We start from the raw sequence: 18,164 nt of genomic DNA on the forward strand, positions 1-18,164 counted from the left end.
GCCCGGGGCGCTGCCAGCCGCTACTCGACGACCTTCGGGACCAGGAAGTAGTTGTCCTCGGAGAGCGGCGCGTTGAAGACGATCTCGCGGGCGTAGCCGCCATCCGTGACGGCGTCATCGCGCTGCTTCATGGCCATCGGGGTGACGGAGGTCATCGGCTCGACCCCCGAGACGTCGACCGCGCCGAGCTGCTCGACGAAGGCCAGGATGGCGTTGAGCTCGTCCTGGAGCGGCGGCACCTCCGCGTCGCTCACCGCGATCCGCGCCAGATGCGCGATGCGCCGAACCGTCTGCGCGTCGACCGACATGACACCCCGCTTCGCGTGGAGGATCCGGCCCGTCCGGCCGTCCGCGGGGCGCTATAGCACCGGCTTTCGCGCCGTCGCAACGGCAGCGGGTCCGGAGCGGAGCGTGCCCGCCCGGTCGCAGCGCCGCCGGGCCGCCGCGCGCCCCGGCGAAGGGCGGGCGCCGCCCGCGCCACGCCCGGACAGCTCATTCGTCGAGACGCACAGCAAACGGCAACGATAAACCGGCTCCTCGGACGTCGAGCGACCTGGCGCCGAGGTCGAAAACGGCCGCTTCCGCTGCGGCGATCAAGCATTGCCCAGTTCGTGGTGACTGTTGACAGCGCCGCGATGACGAGTCAGTGGACGGCGTAGCCGGAGCGGCTGGCCCGCCCGGCCGCACTCATCCGCGAACCACCACCGACGATGCCAAGCGACAGTCACAGTCGATCGACCGCGCCGCGTGCGCCGGTTCCCGCTCGCTCGGCCGCCTGATCGAGGCGCTCTTGGCTGGCGTGATCGGCGAAGCGGCCGGTCGACACCAGATGCGCGATGACAGATCCGAACTCGTTCCCCGCCGGTCCCGGCGGAACCGCAGCGGCGCGCCCCGCCGGTCGCGCGCGTCGGCAGCCCTGCGCGGCGCGCCGCTCGGCCCGGCCGGTCCGCCGCCGGCCGCTCTCCCGCTCCCATCCGTGAGGTCGCGATGCTCGATGCGCGTTCGATCGTCGATGCCACGCGCCGCGCGCCCCTCGGCGTCGGCCGCGTCGGCGCCATGCTGATTCCCAACGGCTACGATGTCGCGGCCTTCCTGGTCGTCATCGGCGGCCTGATCGCGACGCTGCACGGCGTGCACGAGATGCGCGCGCCGCTCGCCGCGCTCGACGGCGAGCCGGTGCGCCTCGATCCCTGGCTGCTGCCCGACTACGCCCTGCGCACGACCTTGCGCCTCTTCGCCGCCATGGCGGCCTCCCTCGTCTTCACCGTCCTGGTCGCCCCGCTGGCGGCCAAGAGCCGGAAGGCCGAACTCGTCATCGTTCCGGCCCTCGACATCCTGCAGTCGGTTCCGGTGCTCGGGTTCCTGAGCTTCACGGTCGCCTTCTTCCTCGGGCTGTTCCCGGGCCGGCAGCTCGGGGCGGAATGCGCGGCGATCTTCGCGGTATTCACCGCCCAGGCCTGGAACATGGCCTTCTCGTTCTACCAGTCGCTCAGGAACCTCCCGCGCGACCTTACCGAGGTCACCCGCCACTTCCGGCTCTCGCCCTGGCAGCGCTTCGTCCGCCTCGAGGCACCCTTCGCGGTGCCGGGGCTGGTCTGGAACGCGATGATGTCGATGTCGGGGAGCTGGTTCTTCATCGTCGCGTCCGAGGCGATCTCGGTGGGGGACACCAGGATCACCCTGCCGGGGATCGGGGCGTGGCTCGCCCTCGCCATCGACCGCAAGGACCTCGCCGCCATCGCCTGGGCGGTGGCCGCCATCGCGGCGGTGATCCTGCTCTACGATCAGCTGGTATTCCGGCCGATCGTCGCCTGGGCCGACAAGTTCCGCTTCGAGCAGACCGCCGCGCAGGCGCGGCCGCGCTCCTTCGTCTACGATCTCCTGCGGCGCACCCGCGCCCTGCGCGGAATCGCGGCGCTGGTCGGCGCCGCGGCGGCGCTCCTCGGCAGCGTGATCCGGGCAGCCGCGCCGTTCCGGCGCGCCTCGTCCCTTCTCCCCGCGACGCGCAAGCTTCGCCTGGCCAAGCCTCTTCTGGCCAAGCCTCTTCTGGCGACGCTCGCCGACCGGGCGTGGCTCGTCGCGGTCGTCGCGCTCGCCGCCTCCGCGCTCTGGATCGCGGCGGACTTCGTGAGGGCGACGCTCGGCCTCGGCGACCTCGTCGAGGCCGTCGCACTCGGCGCCCTGACGCTGCTGCGGGTCGTCGTGCTGATCGCCGTCGCCTCGGTCATCTGGGTCCCGATCGGGGTGTGGATCGGCCTGCGCCCGGCCGTCGCCGAGGCGACCCAGCCGCTCGCGCAGTTCCTCGCCGCCTTCCCGGCCAACATCCTGTTCCCCTTCGCGGTGGTCGCCATCGTGGCGACGGGCGCCGATCCGAACATCTGGCTCTCGCCCCTGATGGTGCTCGGGACGCAATGTTACATCCTGTTCAACGTGGTGGCGGGGGCGAGCGCGTTCCCGACCGACCTGCGCGAGGCCGCGACCCTGTACCGGATGCGCTCCTGGCAATGGTGGCGCGACGCGATCCTGCCGGGGATCTTCCCCTACTACGTGACCGGCGCGCTCACCGCCTCCGGCGGGTCGTGGAACGCCAGCATCGTGGCCGAGGTGGCGAGCTGGGGCGACACCAAGCTCAAGGCCGCCGGGCTCGGCGCCTACATCGCCCAGGCGACGGATGCGGGCGACTACCCGCGCGTCGTCCTCGGCGTGGCGGTGATGAGCCTGTTCGTCGTCGTCTTCAACCGCCTCGTCTGGCGCCCCCTCTACGCCTACGGGGAGCGCCGCTTCCGGCTCGCCTGATCGCGGCCGCGGATGTCCCGCGCGGCGCTTGAGCGACGCCGACATCCGCATGGCCACGCAATCCGTCGGATTTCCTATCAATCCGAAAGGTCTCCAGCATGGACGCCCACACCCCGGTTCCCCGCCCGCGCAGCTCCGACGCGCCGCTCGTCTCCGTCGCGGGCGTCCAGCACCATTACCGCAAGGGCAACGCGTCCGACCTTCTGGTTCTCGACGAAGTCAACGTCGACCTGCGGGCGGGCGAGATCGTCTCCCTGCTCGGCCGCTCGGGATCGGGCAAGTCGACCCTGCTGCGCATCATCGCCGGCTTGATGCCGCCGAGCCGGGGACGGGCGCTGATCAACGGCCGGCCGGTGACCGGTCCGGCCCCCGAAGTCGCCATGGTGTTCCAGTCCTTCGCGCTGTTTCCCTGGCTGACCGTGCTGCAGAACGTGGAGGTCGGCCTCGAGGCGCAGGGCGTGGCGCCGGCCGAGCGGCGCAAGCGCGCGCTCGCGGCGATCGACCTCATCGGCCTCGACGGGTTCGAGAGCGCCTATCCGAAGGAATTGTCCGGCGGGATGCGCCAGCGGGTCGGGCTGGCGCGCGCCCTCGTCGTCCATCCCGAGATCCTGCTGATGGACGAGCCCTTCTCGGCCCTCGACGTGCTCACGGCCGAGACCCTGCGCACCGACCTGCTCGACCTCTGGATCGAGGCCCGCATCCCGACCCGCTCGATCCTGCTCGTGACGCACAACATCGAGGAGGCCGTCCTGATGAGCGACCGCATCCTGGTCTTCTCGTCGAATCCCGGCCGGGTGGTGGGGGATATCCGGGTCGACCTCCCGCAGCCGCGCAACCGCCTCGATCCGGCCTTCCGGGCGCTGGTGGACGACATCTACGCCCGCATGACCATGCGCCCGCCCCAGCCGGCCGGGCCGGGCGGGCACGGCAAGCCCGAAGGGTTCCCGGGCACCGGCATCGGCATGGTCCTGCCGCGCGTCTCGACCAACCTGCTGGCGGGCCTGATCGAGGCGGTGGCCGGCGAGCCCTACCGGGGCACGGCCGACCTGCCGGCGCTCGCGAGCACGCTGCAACTCGAAGTCGACGAGCTCTTCCCGATCGCCGAGACCCTGCAACTGCTGCGCTTCGCCGAGCTGGAGGGCGGCGACATCACGCTGACACCGGCGGGGCGCCGCTTCGCGGAGAGCGCCGTCGACGAGCGCAAGCAGCTCTTCGCCCAGCACCTGATCGCGTACGTGCCGCTGGCCGCCCATGTCCGGCGCGTGCTCGACGACCGAGCCTCGCATGCGGCCCCGCGCCGCCGGTTCCAGGACGAGCTGGAGGATCACATGTCGGCCCAGTACGCGCAGCAGACCCTGCAGGCCGTGATCTCCTGGGGGCGCTACGCCGAGGCCTTCGCGTATCACGAGGCGAGCGACACGTTCAGCCTGGAGGATCCCGCGTGATCCGACATCCGAGGGATTGCGTCGCCATCTCCCCTTTCGGCCATGCGGATATCGGCGTCGCTCAGGCGCCGCGCGGGCTTGGCAGACGCTGTCCGGACGTGATCGTCCGGACAGCGGATGAGGCCCCTCGCTCACCGGTGCTCCCGGTCCCCCGGCCCAGGTCCACCGGCGCGAGCTGCGCGATCTTCCGATCGTCGCGGCCGAGATCCTCGACCTCGATCGCGGGCGGGCGGAAATTCTGCCGGGCGCGGGCGGTCCCGGCGAGCAGCACCTCCGCGGCGAGGGCGAGCATGAGCTTGTGCCGGCGCGGCATCGCCCGGCGCCGGGCCGGGGCCAGGACGATGCGGGGCAGGGCCTCGCGGATCGGGTGGGGACGGGCGACCCCCGCGGCCCGGACCGGGATGATCGCCGCGGCCGGGACGCGCTCGCGCGGGGAGGGGATGGCGGGGGGCCGGTTGGCGGGCCGGTCCCGGCGCGGCCCGCCCACCGCCTCGATCGCCCCGTGCGGCACCCGCCGGCGCCCCTCGGGGTCCGGGAAGCGGCCCGCCGCCGGCGGGAGGGGCCCGCGCAGCGGCTCGACGCGGCCGTCGAGGTCGATCGCCTGCCAAGCCCCGGGGCCGGCGGCACCGACCAGGAGCGACGTCGCGAGGGAGTAGCGGGACAAGGGCGGCCTCGATGCGCTGAGGATTAATGCCGGGTTAACGCCCCGCGCCCGCCCCCGCCACGGTAACCTTCCGTTAACGTTAAGATCTGCCCGATCAGGCGATGGTGACGGCCGTGCCCTTGTGCGGCACGACGACCTGGACGCCGCTGCCGTCGAGGGCCGCCACGAAGGCGTCGGCCGAGGCCGCGATGATCGGGAAGGAGCCGTAATGGCAGGGGATCACCGCCCGCGGCGCGAAGAACTTGCGCACCGCCAGGGCCGCCGTCTCGGCCCCCATGGTGAAGCGGTCGCCGATCGGGACGATCAGCACGTCCGGCCGGTAGATCTCCTGGATCAGGGCCATGTCGCCGAAGATGTCGGTGTCGCCCATGTGGTAGACCGTCGGCTCGCCCGGCGCCCGCACGACGACGCCGTTCGGCAGGCCGAGCGGCACGGTGACGCCCGCCTCGCTCATCCCGGCCGAGTGGTCGGCGCGCACCAGCGTGACCTTGAATCCGCCCTGGTCGGTGGTGCCGCCGGTGTTCATCGGGTCGAAATTGGTCAGGCCCTTGGAGCCGAGCCACATGCAGAGGTCGTAATTGGTCACAACCTTGGCGCCGGTCTCGGCCGCCACCGCCAGGGTGTCGCCGACATGGTCGCCGTGGCCGTGGGTGATCAGGATGTGGGTCGCGCCCTCGACCGCCCTGGCGCGGGCCGCGTCGCCGCCCTCGAAGGCCGGGTTGCCGGTGAAGAAGGGATCGATCAGGACGTGGCTCTCGCCGAAATCGAGGCGGAAGGCCGAGTGGCCGAACCAGGTGATGCGCATGAGGAGGACTCCCGGATGAACGCCCCCTACTTAAAGCCCAGGCCGCGGCCGTGAACCGGGAGAGTGTCGCGGCCTTCGCGGAATCCTCGCGGGAGGCGGGGAGGCGGCTGCTCGGCCTCGACCTCGGCACGAAGACGATCGGGCTCGCCCTCTCGGATGTGGGCCGGCGCATCGCCTCGCCGCTGGAGACGATCCGGCGGGTGAAGTTCACGCCCGATGCCCGGCGCCTGGCCGCGATCGCGGCCGAGCACGGCGTCGGCGGGCTGGTGGTCGGGCACCCCCTCAACATGGACGGCAGCGAGGGCCCCCGGGCCCAGTCGACCCGGGCCTTCGTGCGCAACCTCGCGCCGATCCTGCCGCTGCCGGTGCTGCTCTTCGACGAGCGGCTGTCGACGGCGGCGGTCACCCGCACCCTCCTGGAGGCCGACGCGTCGCGGGCGCGGCGGGGGAAGCTCGTGGACAAGCTCGCCGCCGCCTATATCCTGCAGGGCTGCCTCGACGTGCTCGCCGGGCTGGAGCCGGAGGAGCCGGACGGGGTGATGATCCCGCCGGAGTGATGCCGCCGGTCACCGAGAGATGACCGCCGGCATCGGGTGCCTCAGCGCAGCGACACGCTCCCGCCCCCGTGCCGGGTGACCAGCCCGTCGAGTTCGAGTTCGAGCAGCAGGCCCTGGACGCTGCGCGCCGACAGGCCGGCCTGCCGGCCCAGCGCGTCGACCGCCACCGGCGAGGGGCCGAGCAGGGCGAGCAGCCGGGCGCGGTCGTCGGGCGGAGGCGGCTCCTCCGCCTCCTCGTACAGGCCCTCGGGCGCGGCCGGCTCGGGGTCCTGGGCGAAGAAATCCGTCTCGTCCCAGTAGAGGGCGGGCTCGGCCGCGCGCTCGCCGTCCTCGGCGCCGCCGGGCGGCCGCCCGCCCGCCACCAGCGGCATCAGCACGGACAGGACGTGGTCCGGGTCGCCGCACAGGGTCGCGCCCTGGCGGATGAGGTCGTTGGTGCCCTCCGCGCGCGGGTCGAGGGGCGAGCCCGGCACCGCGAAGACCTCGCGGCCCTGCTCCAGGGCGAAGCGCGCGGTGATGAGCGAGCCCGAGCGGCGGGCGGCCTCCACCACCACCGTGCCGAGGCACAGCCCCGAGATGATGCGGTTGCGGCGCGGGAAGTCGCGCCCGCGCGGCTCCCAGCCGAGGGGCATCTCGGCCACGATCGCCCCGCCCTGGGCCAGGATGCGGGCGGCGAGCGCCTCGTGCTCGGCCGGGTAGATGCGGTCCTGGCCGCCGGCCAGCACGGCGGCGGTGCCGGTCGCCAGGGACGCCGCGTGGGCGCGGGCGTCGATGCCGCGGGCGAGGCCCGAGACGACGCAGAAGCCCGCCGCCCCGAAGGCCTGCGCGAGGCGCTCGGCGAAGGTCATCCCGGCCGCCGAGGCGTTGCGGGATCCGACCACGGCGATGCAGGGGCGGGCCAGGACCGCGGCCTCGCCGCGAAGGGCGATGAGGGGAGGGGCGTCGTCGGTGGCCCGCAGCGGCGCCGGGTAGGCCTCCTCGCCGAGGGCGACGAAGCGCACGCCGAGCTTCGCGGCGGCGGCGACCTCGCGCTCGGCCTCCGCCCGGCTGGGGATCCGGATCGGCTTCCGGCGCGCGCGGGCGAGGTCCGGCAGCGCCTCCAGGGCGGCGCCCGCCCCGCCGAAGCGGTTCACGAGGCCGCGGAAGGTGCGCGGCCCGATCCCCTCCGCGCGGATCAGGCGCAGCCAGTCGAGGCGCTGAGCGTCCGTGAGTTGCAACGACGGCTCCCCTGCGGCAGGGCAGGGGATCGTCTCAGCCCTTCTGCCCGATCCGCCCCTCCGTGCCCGCCATGAGGCGGCGGATATTGGGGGCGTGCTTCCACCATAGCAGCAGGGCGAGCCCCACGAACAGGAGCGCGACGCGGTTCTGGCCCATCGCCCAGAGCATCAGCGGGGTGGTGGCGCTCGCCGCGAGCGCCGAGGCCGAGGAGTAGCGCAGCAGGAATGCGAGGCCGAGCCAGATCACCGCGAAGCCGAGGACGGCCAGGGGCGCGAGCGCGAGGAGCACGCCGATGAAGGTCGCCACGCCCTTGCCGCCCTTGAAGCCGAGCCAGACCGGGAAGAGGTGGCCGAGGAAGGCGCCGAGCCCCGCCGCCAGGGCGGCGTCCGGCCCGAACAGCCCGGCGGCGACCAGCACCGCGGCGGTGCCCTTGAGGGCGTCTCCCACCAGCGTGGCGGCGGCGAGCCCCTTGCGGCCGGTGCGCAGGACGTTGGTGGCGCCGATATTGCCCGAGCCGATCGCCCGCACGTCGCCGAGCCCGGCGAGGCGGGTGAGGATGAGCCCGAAGGGGATCGCGCCGAACAGGTAGCCGAGCCCGAGGGCGGCGAGGAGCGGCCAGAGCGGGACCCCCATCACGCGGCCGCCGCGTGCCGGTAGGCGACCGCGCCGCCGACCAGGGTGAGCAGGGCGCGCCCCTGCAGCCGCGCCTCGTCGAAGGGCGAGTTCTTGGAGCGCGACTTCAGCTGCCGCTTGTCGAGCCGGTAGGGCTCGTCGGGGTCGAACAGGACGAGGTCGGCCGGGGCGCCCTTGGCCAGGGATCCGCCGTCGCGGCCGAGGACCCGCGCGGGCTCGCGCGCCAGGGCGGCGAGGAGGCGCGGGAGCGCGACGTCGCCCGCGTGGACGAGGCGCAGGGCGGCCGCCAGCAGGGTCTCGATCCCGAGCGCCCCGTCCGCCGCCTCCGCGAAGGGCAGGCGCTTCGTCTCCACGTCCTGCGGGTTGTGGTCGGAGACGATCACGTCGATGACCCCCTCGTTCAGGGCCTCCACCACCGCTCTGCGGTCCTCCTCGGTGCGCAGGGGCGGGGAGAGCTTGCAGAAGGTGCGGTAGTGGCCGATGTCGTTCTCGTTGAGGACGAGGTTGTTGATCGAGACGCCGCAGGTGACCGGCAGGCCCGCCTCCTTGGCCCTGCGCACGATCTCGACCGAATCGGCGCAGGAGATCATGGCCGCGTGATAGCGGGCCCGGGTCAGGCGCACGAGGCGCAGGTCGCGCTCCAGCAGGATCGTCTCGGCCTCGCGCGGAATGCCGTGCAGGCCGAGCCGCGAGGCCATCTCGCCCTCGTTCATCACCCCGTCGCCGACGAGGTCCGGCTCCTCGACGTGCTGCATCAGCAGGGCGCCGAAATCCCGCGCGTAGGTGAGGGCGCGGCGCATCACCTGCGCGTTCGTCACCGCCCGCAGACCGTCCGTGAAGGCGACGGCGCCGGCCTCGCCGAGGAGCCCGAACTCGGTCATCTCGCGCCCGGCGAGGTGCTTGGTGATCGCGGCGGCGGGCAGGACGTTCACGCTCGCGGTGTCGCGGGCGCGGCGCAGCACGAAGTCGACGATGGCGGGCTCGTCGATCACCGGGTTGGTGTCGGGCATGCAGACCAGGGTGGTGACCCCGCCGGCGGCGGCGGCGGCGCTGGCGCTGGCGAGGGTCTCCCGGTGCTCGGCGCCGGGCTCGCCCACGAAGGCGCGCAGGTCGGTGAGGCCGGGGGCGAGGACGTGGCCGCCGCCGTCGATCACCTCCGCGCCCTCCGGCGCGGCCGGGACGGCGCCCCGCTGGACGTCCGCGATGCGGCCGTCGCGGATCAGGACGGCGCCGGGCTCCTCGCGTCCGGCGACCGGATCGAGGAGGCGGGCATTGGTGATGACGAGTGTCATGGGTCGGACAGCTCCGCTGCGGGCGCGCGCACGGCGGCGAGGAGGGCGTCGAGAGCGAGCCGGATGCTCCCGAGAGCCAGATCGGTGGGGACGGGGAGCGCGGTGGGGCCTCGGTGTCTCGGCCGGGATTCCCGCTCGGCACGCCGCACGGCGACCTCCATCCATCCGCGCAAGGGCACCCCCTCTCCCGGCTCACCGGGTTCGCCGCCCTTCCCCTCCGGCGCGGGAGGGGCGGGGCCGCCGATACCGAAGGTTCACCCCTCAACCCCTGTCAAGCGTTCGGCAGATGCGTCGCCAGCGCCTCCAGCACCGCCATCCGCACCGCCACGCCCATCTCCACCTGTTCGCGGATCAGCGACTGCGCCCCGTCCGCCACGTCGGAGGCGATCTCGACCCCCCGGTTCATCGGGCCGGGATGCATCACCAGCGCGTCGGGCGCGGCGAGGCTCAGCTTCTCGCCGTCGAGGCCGAAATAGCGGAAATACTCCTTCACCGAGGGCACGAAGGAGCCGTTCATGCGCTCGCGCTGCAGGCGCAGCATCATCACGATGTCGGCGCCCGCGAGGCCCCGGCGCATGTCGGTGAAGACCTCGACGCCCATCCGGGCGATGCCGGGCGGCAGCAGCGTCGAGGGGCCGATCACCCGCACCCGGGCGCCCAGGGCCTGCAGCAGGATGATGTTCGAGCGCGCGACCCGCGAGTGCAGGACGTCGCCGCAGATCGCCACCCGCAGCCCCTCGATCCGGCCCTTGTTGCGCCGGATGGTCAGCGCGTCGAGGAGCGCCTGGGTCGGGTGCTCGTGGGCGCCGTCGCCGGCATTGACCACCGCGCAATCGACCTTGCGGGCGAGGAGGTGCACCGCGCCGGCCTGATGGTGGCGCACCACGATGATGTCCGGCCGCATCGCGTTCAGGGTCGCGGCGGTGTCGATCAGCGTCTCGCCCTTCTTCACCGAGGAGGAGGCGACCGACATGTTCATCACGTCCGCCCCGAGCCGCTTGCCGGCGAGCTCGAAGGAGGATTGCGTGCGCGTCGAGGGCTCGAAGAACAGGTTGATCTGGGTGCGCCCGCGCAGGGTCGCGCGCTTCTTCTCGACCTGCCGGCTGATCTCGACCGCCTCATCGGCCCGATCGAGCAGCGCGACGATGTCGAGCGGGCTCAGCCCCTCGATGCCGAGCAGGTGACGGTGCGGGAATCCCGGGCGGGTCGGCGGCGTGCTCATGCTGGCCCTGGCCTATAGGAGCAGGGCGGAAGCGCCGCAAGCAGGGCAGGCCCGTCCTTCCGGGCATTTGACAATGGCCGCACCTTCACCCACTTCTCGGGCCCGAGGCGCCTCCCCCGAGCGCCGGCGTCCGCCACATCGAGAAAGACCGCAGCGGTCTGCTTGGGAAGAGGCAAGCCGTTCATGAAAGTCGTCGTCGTCGAGTCGCCCGCGAAGGCCAAGACGATCAACAAGTATCTCGGCCACGACTACGAGGTCCTGGCCTCGTTCGGGCACGTGCGCGACCTGCCGGCGAAGGACGGCTCGGTCGATCCCGAGCAGGACTTCAAGATGCTCTGGGAGCTGGAGGAGCGCGGCGCCAAGCGGGTCTCCGAGATCGCCCGGGCGGTCAAGGGCGCCGACACGCTGATCCTCGCCACCGACCCGGACCGCGAGGGCGAGGCGATCTCCTGGCACGTGCTGGAGGCGCTGCAGGCCAAGCGGGTGCTGAAGGACGTGGCGGTCGAGCGCGTCACCTTCAACGCCATCACCAAGGACGCGGTGCAGACCGCGATGGCCAACCCGCGCCAGATCGACCAGGCGCTGGTGGACGCCTACCTGGCCCGGCGGGCCCTCGACTACCTCGTCGGCTTCAACCTCTCGCCGGTCCTGTGGCGCAAGCTGCCCGGCGCACGCTCGGCCGGCCGGGTGCAGTCGGTGGCGTTGCGGCTCGTCTGCGACCGCGAGGCGGAGATCGAGGCGTTCAAGCCGCGGGAATACTGGTCGCTGGTGGCGACGCTGGCGACCGCCAAGGGCGCCACGTTCGAGGCCCGGCTCGTCGGGGCCGACGGCAAGCGCATCCAGCGCCTCGACGTCGGCACCGCCGAGGAGGCGGAGGCGTTCCGGCGCGACCTCGAACTCGCCACCTTCGCGGTCGCGAGCGTCGAGTCGAAGCCCGCCAAGCGGCACCCGCAGCCGCCCTTCACCACCTCGACCCTGCAGCAGGAAGCCTCCCGCAAGCTCGGCCTCGCCCCGGCCCAGACCATGCGCATCGCGCAGCGGCTCTACGAGGGCGTCGAGATCGGCGGCGAGACGGTCGGCCTCATCACCTACATGCGGACCGACGGCGTCGACATGGCGCCCGAGGCGATCCGCGACGCGCGCCGCGTCATCGGCGCCGAGTTCGGCGACGCCTACCTGCCGGGGGCCCCGCGCAGCTACAGCGTGAAGGCCAAGAACGCGCAGGAGGCCCACGAGGCCGTGCGCCCGACCGATCTCGGCCGGCTGCCCAAGGAGGTCGCCCGCTTCCTCGAACCCGAGCAGGCCAAGCTCTACGAGCTGATCTGGATCCGCACCATCGCGAGCCAGATGGAATCGGCGGAGCTCGAACGCACCGTCGTCGAGATCGCCGCCCAGGTCGGGCCGCGCCGCCTCGACCTGCGGGCGACCGGGCAGGTGGTGCGGTTCGACGGCTTCCTCACCCTCTACCAGGAGGGCAAGGACGACGAGGAGGACGAGGAATCCCGCCGCCTGCCGCCGATGCAGGCGGGCGATCCGCTGCGGCGCGAGCGCGTCGCCGCGACCCAGCACTTCACCGAGCCGCCGCCGCGCTACTCCGAGGCGAGCCTCGTCAAGCGGATGGAGGAGCTCGGCATCGGCCGTCCCTCCACCTACGCGGCCGTGCTGCAGGTGCTGCGCGACCGGGAATACGTCCGCCTCGACAAGAAGCGCCTCGTGCCGGAGGACAAGGGCCGCCTCGTCACCGGCTTCCTGGAGAGCTTCTTCCAGCGCTACGTCGAGTACGACTTCACCGCCGACCTGGAGGAGCAGCTCGACCGGATCTCGAACGCCGAGATCGACTGGCGCGAGGTGCTGCGCGACTTCTGGCGCGACTTCTCCGCGGCGCTGGCCGGGACCAAGGAGCTGCGCACCGCCGAGGTGCTGGAGGCGCTCAACCAACTGCTCGGCCCGCACATCTTCCCGCCGCGGGCGGACGGCGCGAATCCCCGCGCCTGCCCGAACTGCGCGGGCGGCACGCTCTCGCTCAAGCTCGGCAAGTTCGGTGCCTTCGTGGGCTGCTCGAACTACCCGGAATGCAAGTACACGCGGCAGCTCTCGGCCGCCGGCCTCGACGGGGACGGGGAGGGAAGCGCCGGCGAGGGCGGCCAGCCCGGCGTGCGGGTGCTCGGCGAGGATCCGGCGACGGGCCTGCCGGTGACGCTGCGCGACGGCCGCTTCGGTCCCTTCGTGCAACTCGGCGAGGCCTCGGCCGAGAAGGGGGCCGAGAAGCCCAAGCGCTCGTCCCTGCCACGGGGCCTGACGCCCGCGGACGTGACCCTGGAGACCGCCCTCAAGCTCCTCGCCCTGCCGCGGGAAGTGGCCCGGCACCCCGAGAGCGGCGAGCCGATCCTGGTCAATCTCGGCCGCTTCGGCCCCTACGTCCAGCACGGCAAGACCTACGCCAATCTCGGCAAGGACGACGACCTGCTGGAGATCGGCGCGAACCGGGCGATCGACCTCATCGTCGCCAAGGAGCAGGGTGGGGGACGGCCGGCGGCCGATCCGGGCCGGGTTCTCGGCAACGACCCGGAGGGGCGCGCCGTCACGGTCAAGGCCGGCCGCTACGGCCCCTACGTCACGGATGGCGAGGTCAACGCGACCCTGCCGAAGGGGGCCGACAAGGAGGCTCTCACCCTCGAGGAGGCGCTGCGCCTGATCGTGGCCCGCCGCGAGGCGGGCGGCGGCACCAAGAAGAAGACGTCCGGCCGGGCCCGCGCGGCGCGCAAGACGGAGGCGAAGCCGGCCGCCAAGGCCAAGGCGGAGAAGGCCGCGAAGCCGGCCGCCGCGGGCAAGAGCGCGTCGGCGGGCAAGAGCGCGTCGGCGGCCAAGAGCGCAACGGCGCCCGAGAAGGCGCCCGCGCGCAAGAAGGCGGCGGCCGCCGAGTAGCGCGCGCTCAGAGCGCCCAGGCGAGGGTGGCGGCGAAGACCACCGCGAAGGCCGCTCCCGTCGCCGTGGCGGCGAAGCGGTGCGCGGAGGCGTGGGTCGCCACGGCGGCCTCGTCGAGGTAGCCGAAGGCCTGTCCGGCCGCGCGCTCGGCGCGCGCGAGGGCGATGTGGTGCGCGTGGCGGGTGGCGGCCGTCATCGGGGGCGACTCCTCGACAGAACGGGGACAGCGTAGCCGTAACGCGTTGACGCCTTCTTTGTTCCAGCCCGGGAGGGACGGGTGAAGCAATCTTAACGTAACCTGTTTACCATCTGGGGCCGGCTGGGGGCGCCGCGCGCTCCCGCCCCACCCCGGATCCGCCTTTGGACCCTTTCTGTTTCCGGTTTGTTCCGGTATAGGGAGAGGATGAGTGCGAATGCTGCCAGAGCCGTCCCCCCGTCGCGAGGCCGCCGCGTGAGCGATCCTGCGCGCGATCTGTTCGCTCCGGGCGCCAAGCCGGCGCCCGGCGACCCCGAATCCGGCGCGAAGCGCCCGCGCCCCGTGGCGGTGCCATCCCCCGCCGCGGAGGCCGGCTACGACGCCTCGGCGATCGAGGTGCTGGAGGGGCTGGAGCCGGTGCGGCGCCGGCCGGGCATGTATATCGGCGGCACCGACGAGAAGGCGCTCCACCACCTCTTCGCCGAGGTGATCGACAACTCGATGGACGAGGCGGTGGCCGGGCACGCCACCTTCATCGAGGTGGAGCTGGAGGAGGGCGGCATCCTCAGCGTCACCGACAACGGTCGCGGGATCCCGGTCGATCCGCACCCGAAATTCCCGGGCAGGTCGGCCCTCGAAGTGATCATGACCACCCTGCACGCGGGCGGCAAGTTCGATTCCAAGGTCTACGAGACCTCGGGCGGCCTGCACGGCGTCGGCGTCTCGGTGGTGAACGCGCTCTCCGACCGGCTGGAGGTCGAGGTCGCCCGCAACCAGACCCTCTACCGCCAGCACTTCTCGCGCGGGGTCCCGCAGGGCGGGCTGGAGCAGGTCGGCCGGGTGCAGAACCGGCGCGGCACGAAGGTGCGCTTCCATCCCGACCCGCAGATCTTCGGGGCGCTCGCCTTCGACCCGCGCCGCCTGTTCAAGATGGCGCGCTCGAAGGCCTACCTGTTCGGCGGGGTCGAGATCCGCTGGCGCTGCGCGCCCGCCCTGGTGGAGGGCATTGAGGGCGTTCCGGCCGAGGCGGTGCACCGTTTCCCGGCGGGCCTGCGCGACTACCTCGCCCAGGAGATCGACGGCAAGGAACTCGTCACCGACGCGCTGTTCACCGGCAAGGTCACGAGGCCGGGCAGCCACGGCTCCCTCGAATGGGCGGTGGCGTGGCTCACCCACGACGACGGGTTCTCCTCCTCCTACTGCAACACGGTGCCGACGCCGGAGGGCGGCACGCACGAGAGCGGGCTGCGCATCGCGCTGCTGCGGGCCCTGCGCGACCACGCCGAGCGGGTCGGGCAGGTCAAGCGCGTGCAGGCGGTGACGACCGACGACGTGATGGCGACCTGCGCGTCGATGCTGTCGGTGTTCATCCGCGAGCCCGAGTTCCAGGGCCAGACCAAGGACAAGCTCGCGACGCTCGAAGCCTCGCGCATCGTCGAGGCGGCGGTGCGCGACGCGTTCGACCACTGGCTCGCGGCGTCGCCGACGCAGGCCAACAAGCTCCTCGACTGGGTGATCGACCGCGCCGAGGAGCGGCTGCGCCGCCGCCAGGAGAAGGAGGTCGCCCGCAAGACCGCGACCCGCAAGCTGCGCCTGCCGGGCAAGCTCGCCGATTGCTCGAAGGCCGGGGCGGCCGGCTCGGAGATCTTCATCGTCGAGGGTGACTCGGCCGGCGGCTCGGCCAAGCAGGCCCGCGACCGCGCCAGCCAGGCGGTGCTGCCCCTGCGCGGCAAGATCCTCAACGTCGCCTCGGCGAGCCGCGACAAGCTCGGGGCGAACCAGCTCCTCTCCGACCTGACCCAGGCGCTCGGCTGCGGCACCGGCTCGCATTACCGCGACGACGACCTTCGCTACGAGAAGGTCATCATCATGACGGACGCCGACGTCGACGGCGCCCACATCGCCTCGCTGCTGATCACCTTCTTCTACCGGCAGATGCCGAAGCTGATCGAGAAGGGGCACCTCTACCTCGCGGTGCCGCCGCTCTACCGGCTGAGCCAGGGCGCGAAGACCGCCTACGCGCGCGACGACCGCCACAAGGAGCAGTTGATCAAGACCGTGTTCAAGAACGGCAAGGTCGAGATCGGGCGCTTCAAGGGCCTGGGCGAGATGATGCCGGGGCAGCTCAAGGAGACCACCATGGACCCGTCGAAGCGCACGCTGCTGCGGGTCGAGGTGCTGGACGAGGCGCGGGAGGCGACGGGCGACGCGGTCGAGCGCCTGATGGGCAACAAGCCCGAGGCCCGCTTCGCCTTCATCTCCGAGCGGGCGGTCTTCGCGGACGAGGCGGAACTCGACATCTGATCGGGGGCCCCGCGACGGCTGCGGGGCGTCCCGGCGCGGCCGCGGGCCCGGGCGAACGGCCCTGTCGTGGGCCGGGCCGGCAGGACGGAAGCGGCGGAGATGGGGCCTCGGTGTCGGTGAGCCGCGCGCCTTGCCGTGGGCTCGCGCCCCGGGCGCCGCTTCCACCCGTCATCCGCGTGTCGCCGCTACGCGCCGGACCGGACGAGTTCCGGGGCGATCCTCGCGGCACGTCTCATCGGCGGCGGCATGCCTCCCTCCGATCGTGCCTCCGGCCACCGCGTCGGGCGTCGGAGCAGGGGCAGCGTGATCCCGCGGCGACGGCAGGTCAAGGGAGATTCGCCGCGCCATCGGCTGCTACACTCCCGGGCGCGGACGGCTCGACCCGCCCGCCGCCAGACGAGGAGGAGACGCCGATGACAGGTTCCGAGATCCGGGTCGCGACCTTCGCGGGGCCTGGCGCCGCGCCGGAGATCCGCACCGTGCCCTGGCCCGCCGTGCCCCGGAAGGCCGCCCTCATCAAGATCGGCGCCTGCGGCGTCTGCGGCACCGACCAGCACATCCTGAAGGGCCACTGGCCCAAGCCCCTGCCCTGGCCCTTCACCCTCGGCCACGAGATCGGCGGCGTCATCGTCGAGAAGGGCGAGGACTTCACCGCCGATTTCATGGAGAAGCCGCTGCAGGTCGGCTCCAAGGTGATGATCCCGCCGCTGATGCCCTGCGGCCACTGCTACTACTGCGTCCACTATCCGGAGCAGGCCAACAAGTGCCTGACGCCGGTCTATTACGGGCGCTACCTGGGCTTCGACAAGGCGCCGCACCTGTGGGGCGGCTTCGCCGAGTACGTCTACGTCGACCTCGACATGCTGCCCGGGACCAAGGTCTACAAGCTGCCGGACGACATGAACCTGCGGCTCGGGGCGCTCGCCGAGCCGCTGACCTCCTGCATCCGGGCCTTCAACCGGGCCGTCCGGGCGGGCGGCTTCAAGTGGGGCGACACGGTCGTGATTCAGGGATCGGGTCCGATCGGCATCCTGGCGGTGGCCGCCGCCCAGGAGATGGGGGCGGGCCGGGTGATCTGCGTGGGCGCGCCCGAGGAGCCGCGCCTCGCCCTCGCCCGCCGCTTCGGGGCCGAGGCGACGGTGGACATCACGGAGATCCGCACGCCGCAGGAGCGCATCGCGCGCGTGCGCGAGATCGTCGGCGGGTTCGGGGCGGACCTCGTGATGGATTGCTCGGGCCATCCCTCGGCCGGGCCGGAGGGCATCGAGTTCCTGCGCGACGGCGGCACCTACGTGGAGATGGGCCAGTTCACGGATGCGGGCGCGATCGAGACCTCGTGGCACCGGATCTGCGCCAAGGACCTGACCGTGCTGGGCTCCTGGGCCTTCACGGGCAACGACTTGCCCCTCGGCGTGGACATGCTCTATCGGGCGCGGGCGAAGTACCCGTGGCTGGAGATGCAGACGCTCTACCCCTTCACCCGGGAGGGCGTGAGCGCCGCCGTCGCCGACGCCATGGCGATGCGGACCGTCAAGTCCACGATCGTGCCCTTCCCCGATCTCGTGGCCTGACGGGCCGGACGGCGCACGGGCCGAACGGGCGCCGCCGACCGGCGGCTCCGACCGTACTCATGAGGAGCACCCCTTGTATCGTGGACTGATCGCCCTTCTGGCCCTGACGATGCCGGCGCTGGCGCAGCCGAGACTCGACCCGTCCGGGACCTGGCTGACGGCGGGCGGCGACGCCCATATCCGGATCACGCGCTGCGGCCAGGGCTATTGCAGCACCGTCGCCAAGGTGCTGACCGGCGAGGCGAAGGACGTGCACAACCCCGATCCGGCCCTGCGCGCGCGCAGCATGGTCGGCGTCGCCCTGTCGACCGACATGCGCCCGACCGGCGAGGGCTGGGAGGGCTCGCTCTACAATTTCCGCGACGGGAAGACCTATACCGGCAAGCTCGCCGTGAAGGGCCCGAACGCGCTCGAACTCGCCGGCTGCGTGCTCGGCGGGCTGATCTGCAAGCGCCAGATCTGGTCGCGGGTCAATTGACGCGGAACCCGCGCGGGGCCTTCCCGTCCCGCGCGGCCGCCGCTCCGCAGCGGCGGAC

The 18,164-nt window shown here is 72.5% G+C and carries 15 protein-coding genes; 7 read left to right on the plus strand and 8 right to left on the minus strand.

The window, feature by feature from the left end; genetic code table 11:
• Positions 1-20: 20 nt before the first annotated feature.
• A complete protein-coding gene (gene gatC / locus M446_RS20755) occupies positions 21-308 on the minus strand; it encodes an Asp-tRNA(Asn)/Glu-tRNA(Gln) amidotransferase subunit GatC (protein ID WP_012334071.1) in 288 nt (95 codons plus the stop codon).
• Positions 309-987: 679 nt separating this feature from the next.
• Between gatC and M446_RS20760 the strand changes: the two genes are divergently transcribed.
• Positions 988-2,796: an ABC transporter permease gene (locus tag M446_RS20760; RefSeq protein ID WP_012334072.1), complete on the plus strand. Its 1,809-nt coding sequence runs from the start codon at positions 988-990 to the stop codon at positions 2,794-2,796.
• A 98-nt stretch (positions 2,797-2,894) separates the two neighbouring features.
• Positions 2,895-4,241 (plus strand): AAA-associated domain-containing protein, encoded by a 1,347-nt coding sequence (locus M446_RS20765; protein ID WP_012334073.1) that lies wholly within the window; start codon positions 2,895-2,897, stop codon positions 4,239-4,241.
• 61 nt (positions 4,242-4,302) lie between these two features.
• On the opposite strand, the gene M446_RS20770 is transcribed toward M446_RS20765, so the two are convergent.
• Positions 4,303-4,905 carry a hypothetical protein gene (locus M446_RS20770; RefSeq protein ID WP_012334074.1) on the minus strand — a complete coding sequence of 201 codons (603 nt, stop codon included), beginning with the start codon at positions 4,903-4,905 and terminating at the stop codon, positions 4,303-4,305.
• A gap of 94 nt (positions 4,906-4,999) precedes the next feature.
• Positions 5,000-5,710 (minus strand): metal-dependent hydrolase, encoded by a 711-nt coding sequence (locus tag M446_RS20775; protein WP_012334075.1) that lies wholly within the window; start codon positions 5,708-5,710, stop codon positions 5,000-5,002.
• Between the two features lie 50 nt (positions 5,711-5,760).
• Between M446_RS20775 and ruvX the strand changes: the two genes are divergently transcribed.
• A complete protein-coding gene (gene ruvX, locus M446_RS20780; protein ID WP_012334076.1) occupies positions 5,761-6,267 on the plus strand; it encodes a Holliday junction resolvase RuvX in 507 nt (168 codons plus the stop codon).
• Between the two features lie 41 nt (positions 6,268-6,308).
• Here the strand turns inward: ruvX and dprA are convergent, their stop codons facing one another.
• The 4 genes from dprA to M446_RS20800 all read right to left on the minus strand — a co-directional run bounded on the left by dprA (position 6,309) and on the right by M446_RS20800 (position 10,632).
• Positions 6,309-7,484 (minus strand): DNA-processing protein DprA, encoded by a 1,176-nt coding sequence (dprA, locus tag M446_RS20785; RefSeq protein ID WP_012334077.1) that lies wholly within the window; start codon positions 7,482-7,484, stop codon positions 6,309-6,311.
• Between the two features lie 34 nt (positions 7,485-7,518).
• Positions 7,519-8,118, minus strand: a complete 600-nt coding sequence (gene plsY, locus M446_RS20790; RefSeq protein WP_012334078.1) for a glycerol-3-phosphate 1-O-acyltransferase PlsY — start codon at positions 8,116-8,118, stop codon at positions 7,519-7,521.
• Positions 8,118-9,410: a dihydroorotase gene (locus M446_RS20795; RefSeq protein ID WP_012334079.1), complete on the minus strand. Its 1,293-nt coding sequence runs from the start codon at positions 9,408-9,410 to the stop codon at positions 8,118-8,120. Before M446_RS20795 ends, plsY begins: the two co-directional genes overlap by 1 nt.
• 271 nt (positions 9,411-9,681) lie before the next feature.
• On the minus strand, positions 9,682-10,632 hold the full coding sequence (locus M446_RS20800) for an aspartate carbamoyltransferase catalytic subunit (protein ID WP_012334081.1): 951 nt from the start codon (positions 10,630-10,632) through the stop codon (positions 9,682-9,684).
• Between the two features lie 183 nt (positions 10,633-10,815).
• On the opposite strand from M446_RS20800, the gene topA reads away from it, so the two are divergent.
• The gene (gene topA / locus M446_RS20805) at positions 10,816-13,557 is read left to right on the plus strand and encodes a type I DNA topoisomerase (protein WP_012334082.1); all 2,742 of its coding nucleotides are present in this window, start codon (positions 10,816-10,818) and stop codon (positions 13,555-13,557) included.
• A gap of 7 nt (positions 13,558-13,564) precedes the next feature.
• On the opposite strand, the gene M446_RS20810 is transcribed toward topA, so the two are convergent.
• The gene (locus M446_RS20810; RefSeq protein WP_012334083.1) at positions 13,565-13,753 is read right to left on the minus strand and encodes a hypothetical protein; all 189 of its coding nucleotides are present in this window, start codon (positions 13,751-13,753) and stop codon (positions 13,565-13,567) included.
• 255 nt (positions 13,754-14,008) lie between these two features.
• Between M446_RS20810 and parE the strand changes: the two genes are divergently transcribed.
• The 3 genes from parE to M446_RS20825 all read left to right on the plus strand — a co-directional run bounded on the left by parE (position 14,009) and on the right by M446_RS20825 (position 18,106).
• On the plus strand, positions 14,009-16,057 hold the full coding sequence (parE, locus tag M446_RS20815) for a DNA topoisomerase IV subunit B (RefSeq protein ID WP_012334084.1): 2,049 nt from the start codon (positions 14,009-14,011) through the stop codon (positions 16,055-16,057).
• A gap of 413 nt (positions 16,058-16,470) precedes the next feature.
• The gene (locus M446_RS20820) at positions 16,471-17,628 is read left to right on the plus strand and encodes a zinc-binding dehydrogenase (RefSeq protein ID WP_012334085.1); all 1,158 of its coding nucleotides are present in this window, start codon (positions 16,471-16,473) and stop codon (positions 17,626-17,628) included.
• A 73-nt stretch (positions 17,629-17,701) separates the two neighbouring features.
• A complete protein-coding gene (locus tag M446_RS20825; protein ID WP_012334086.1) occupies positions 17,702-18,106 on the plus strand; it encodes a DUF2147 domain-containing protein in 405 nt (134 codons plus the stop codon).
• Positions 18,107-18,164 lie beyond the last annotated feature (58 nt).

This window comes from Methylobacterium sp. 4-46 (genome assembly GCF_000019365.1).
In the GTDB taxonomy this organism is placed as follows: domain Bacteria; phylum Pseudomonadota; class Alphaproteobacteria; order Rhizobiales; family Beijerinckiaceae; genus Methylobacterium.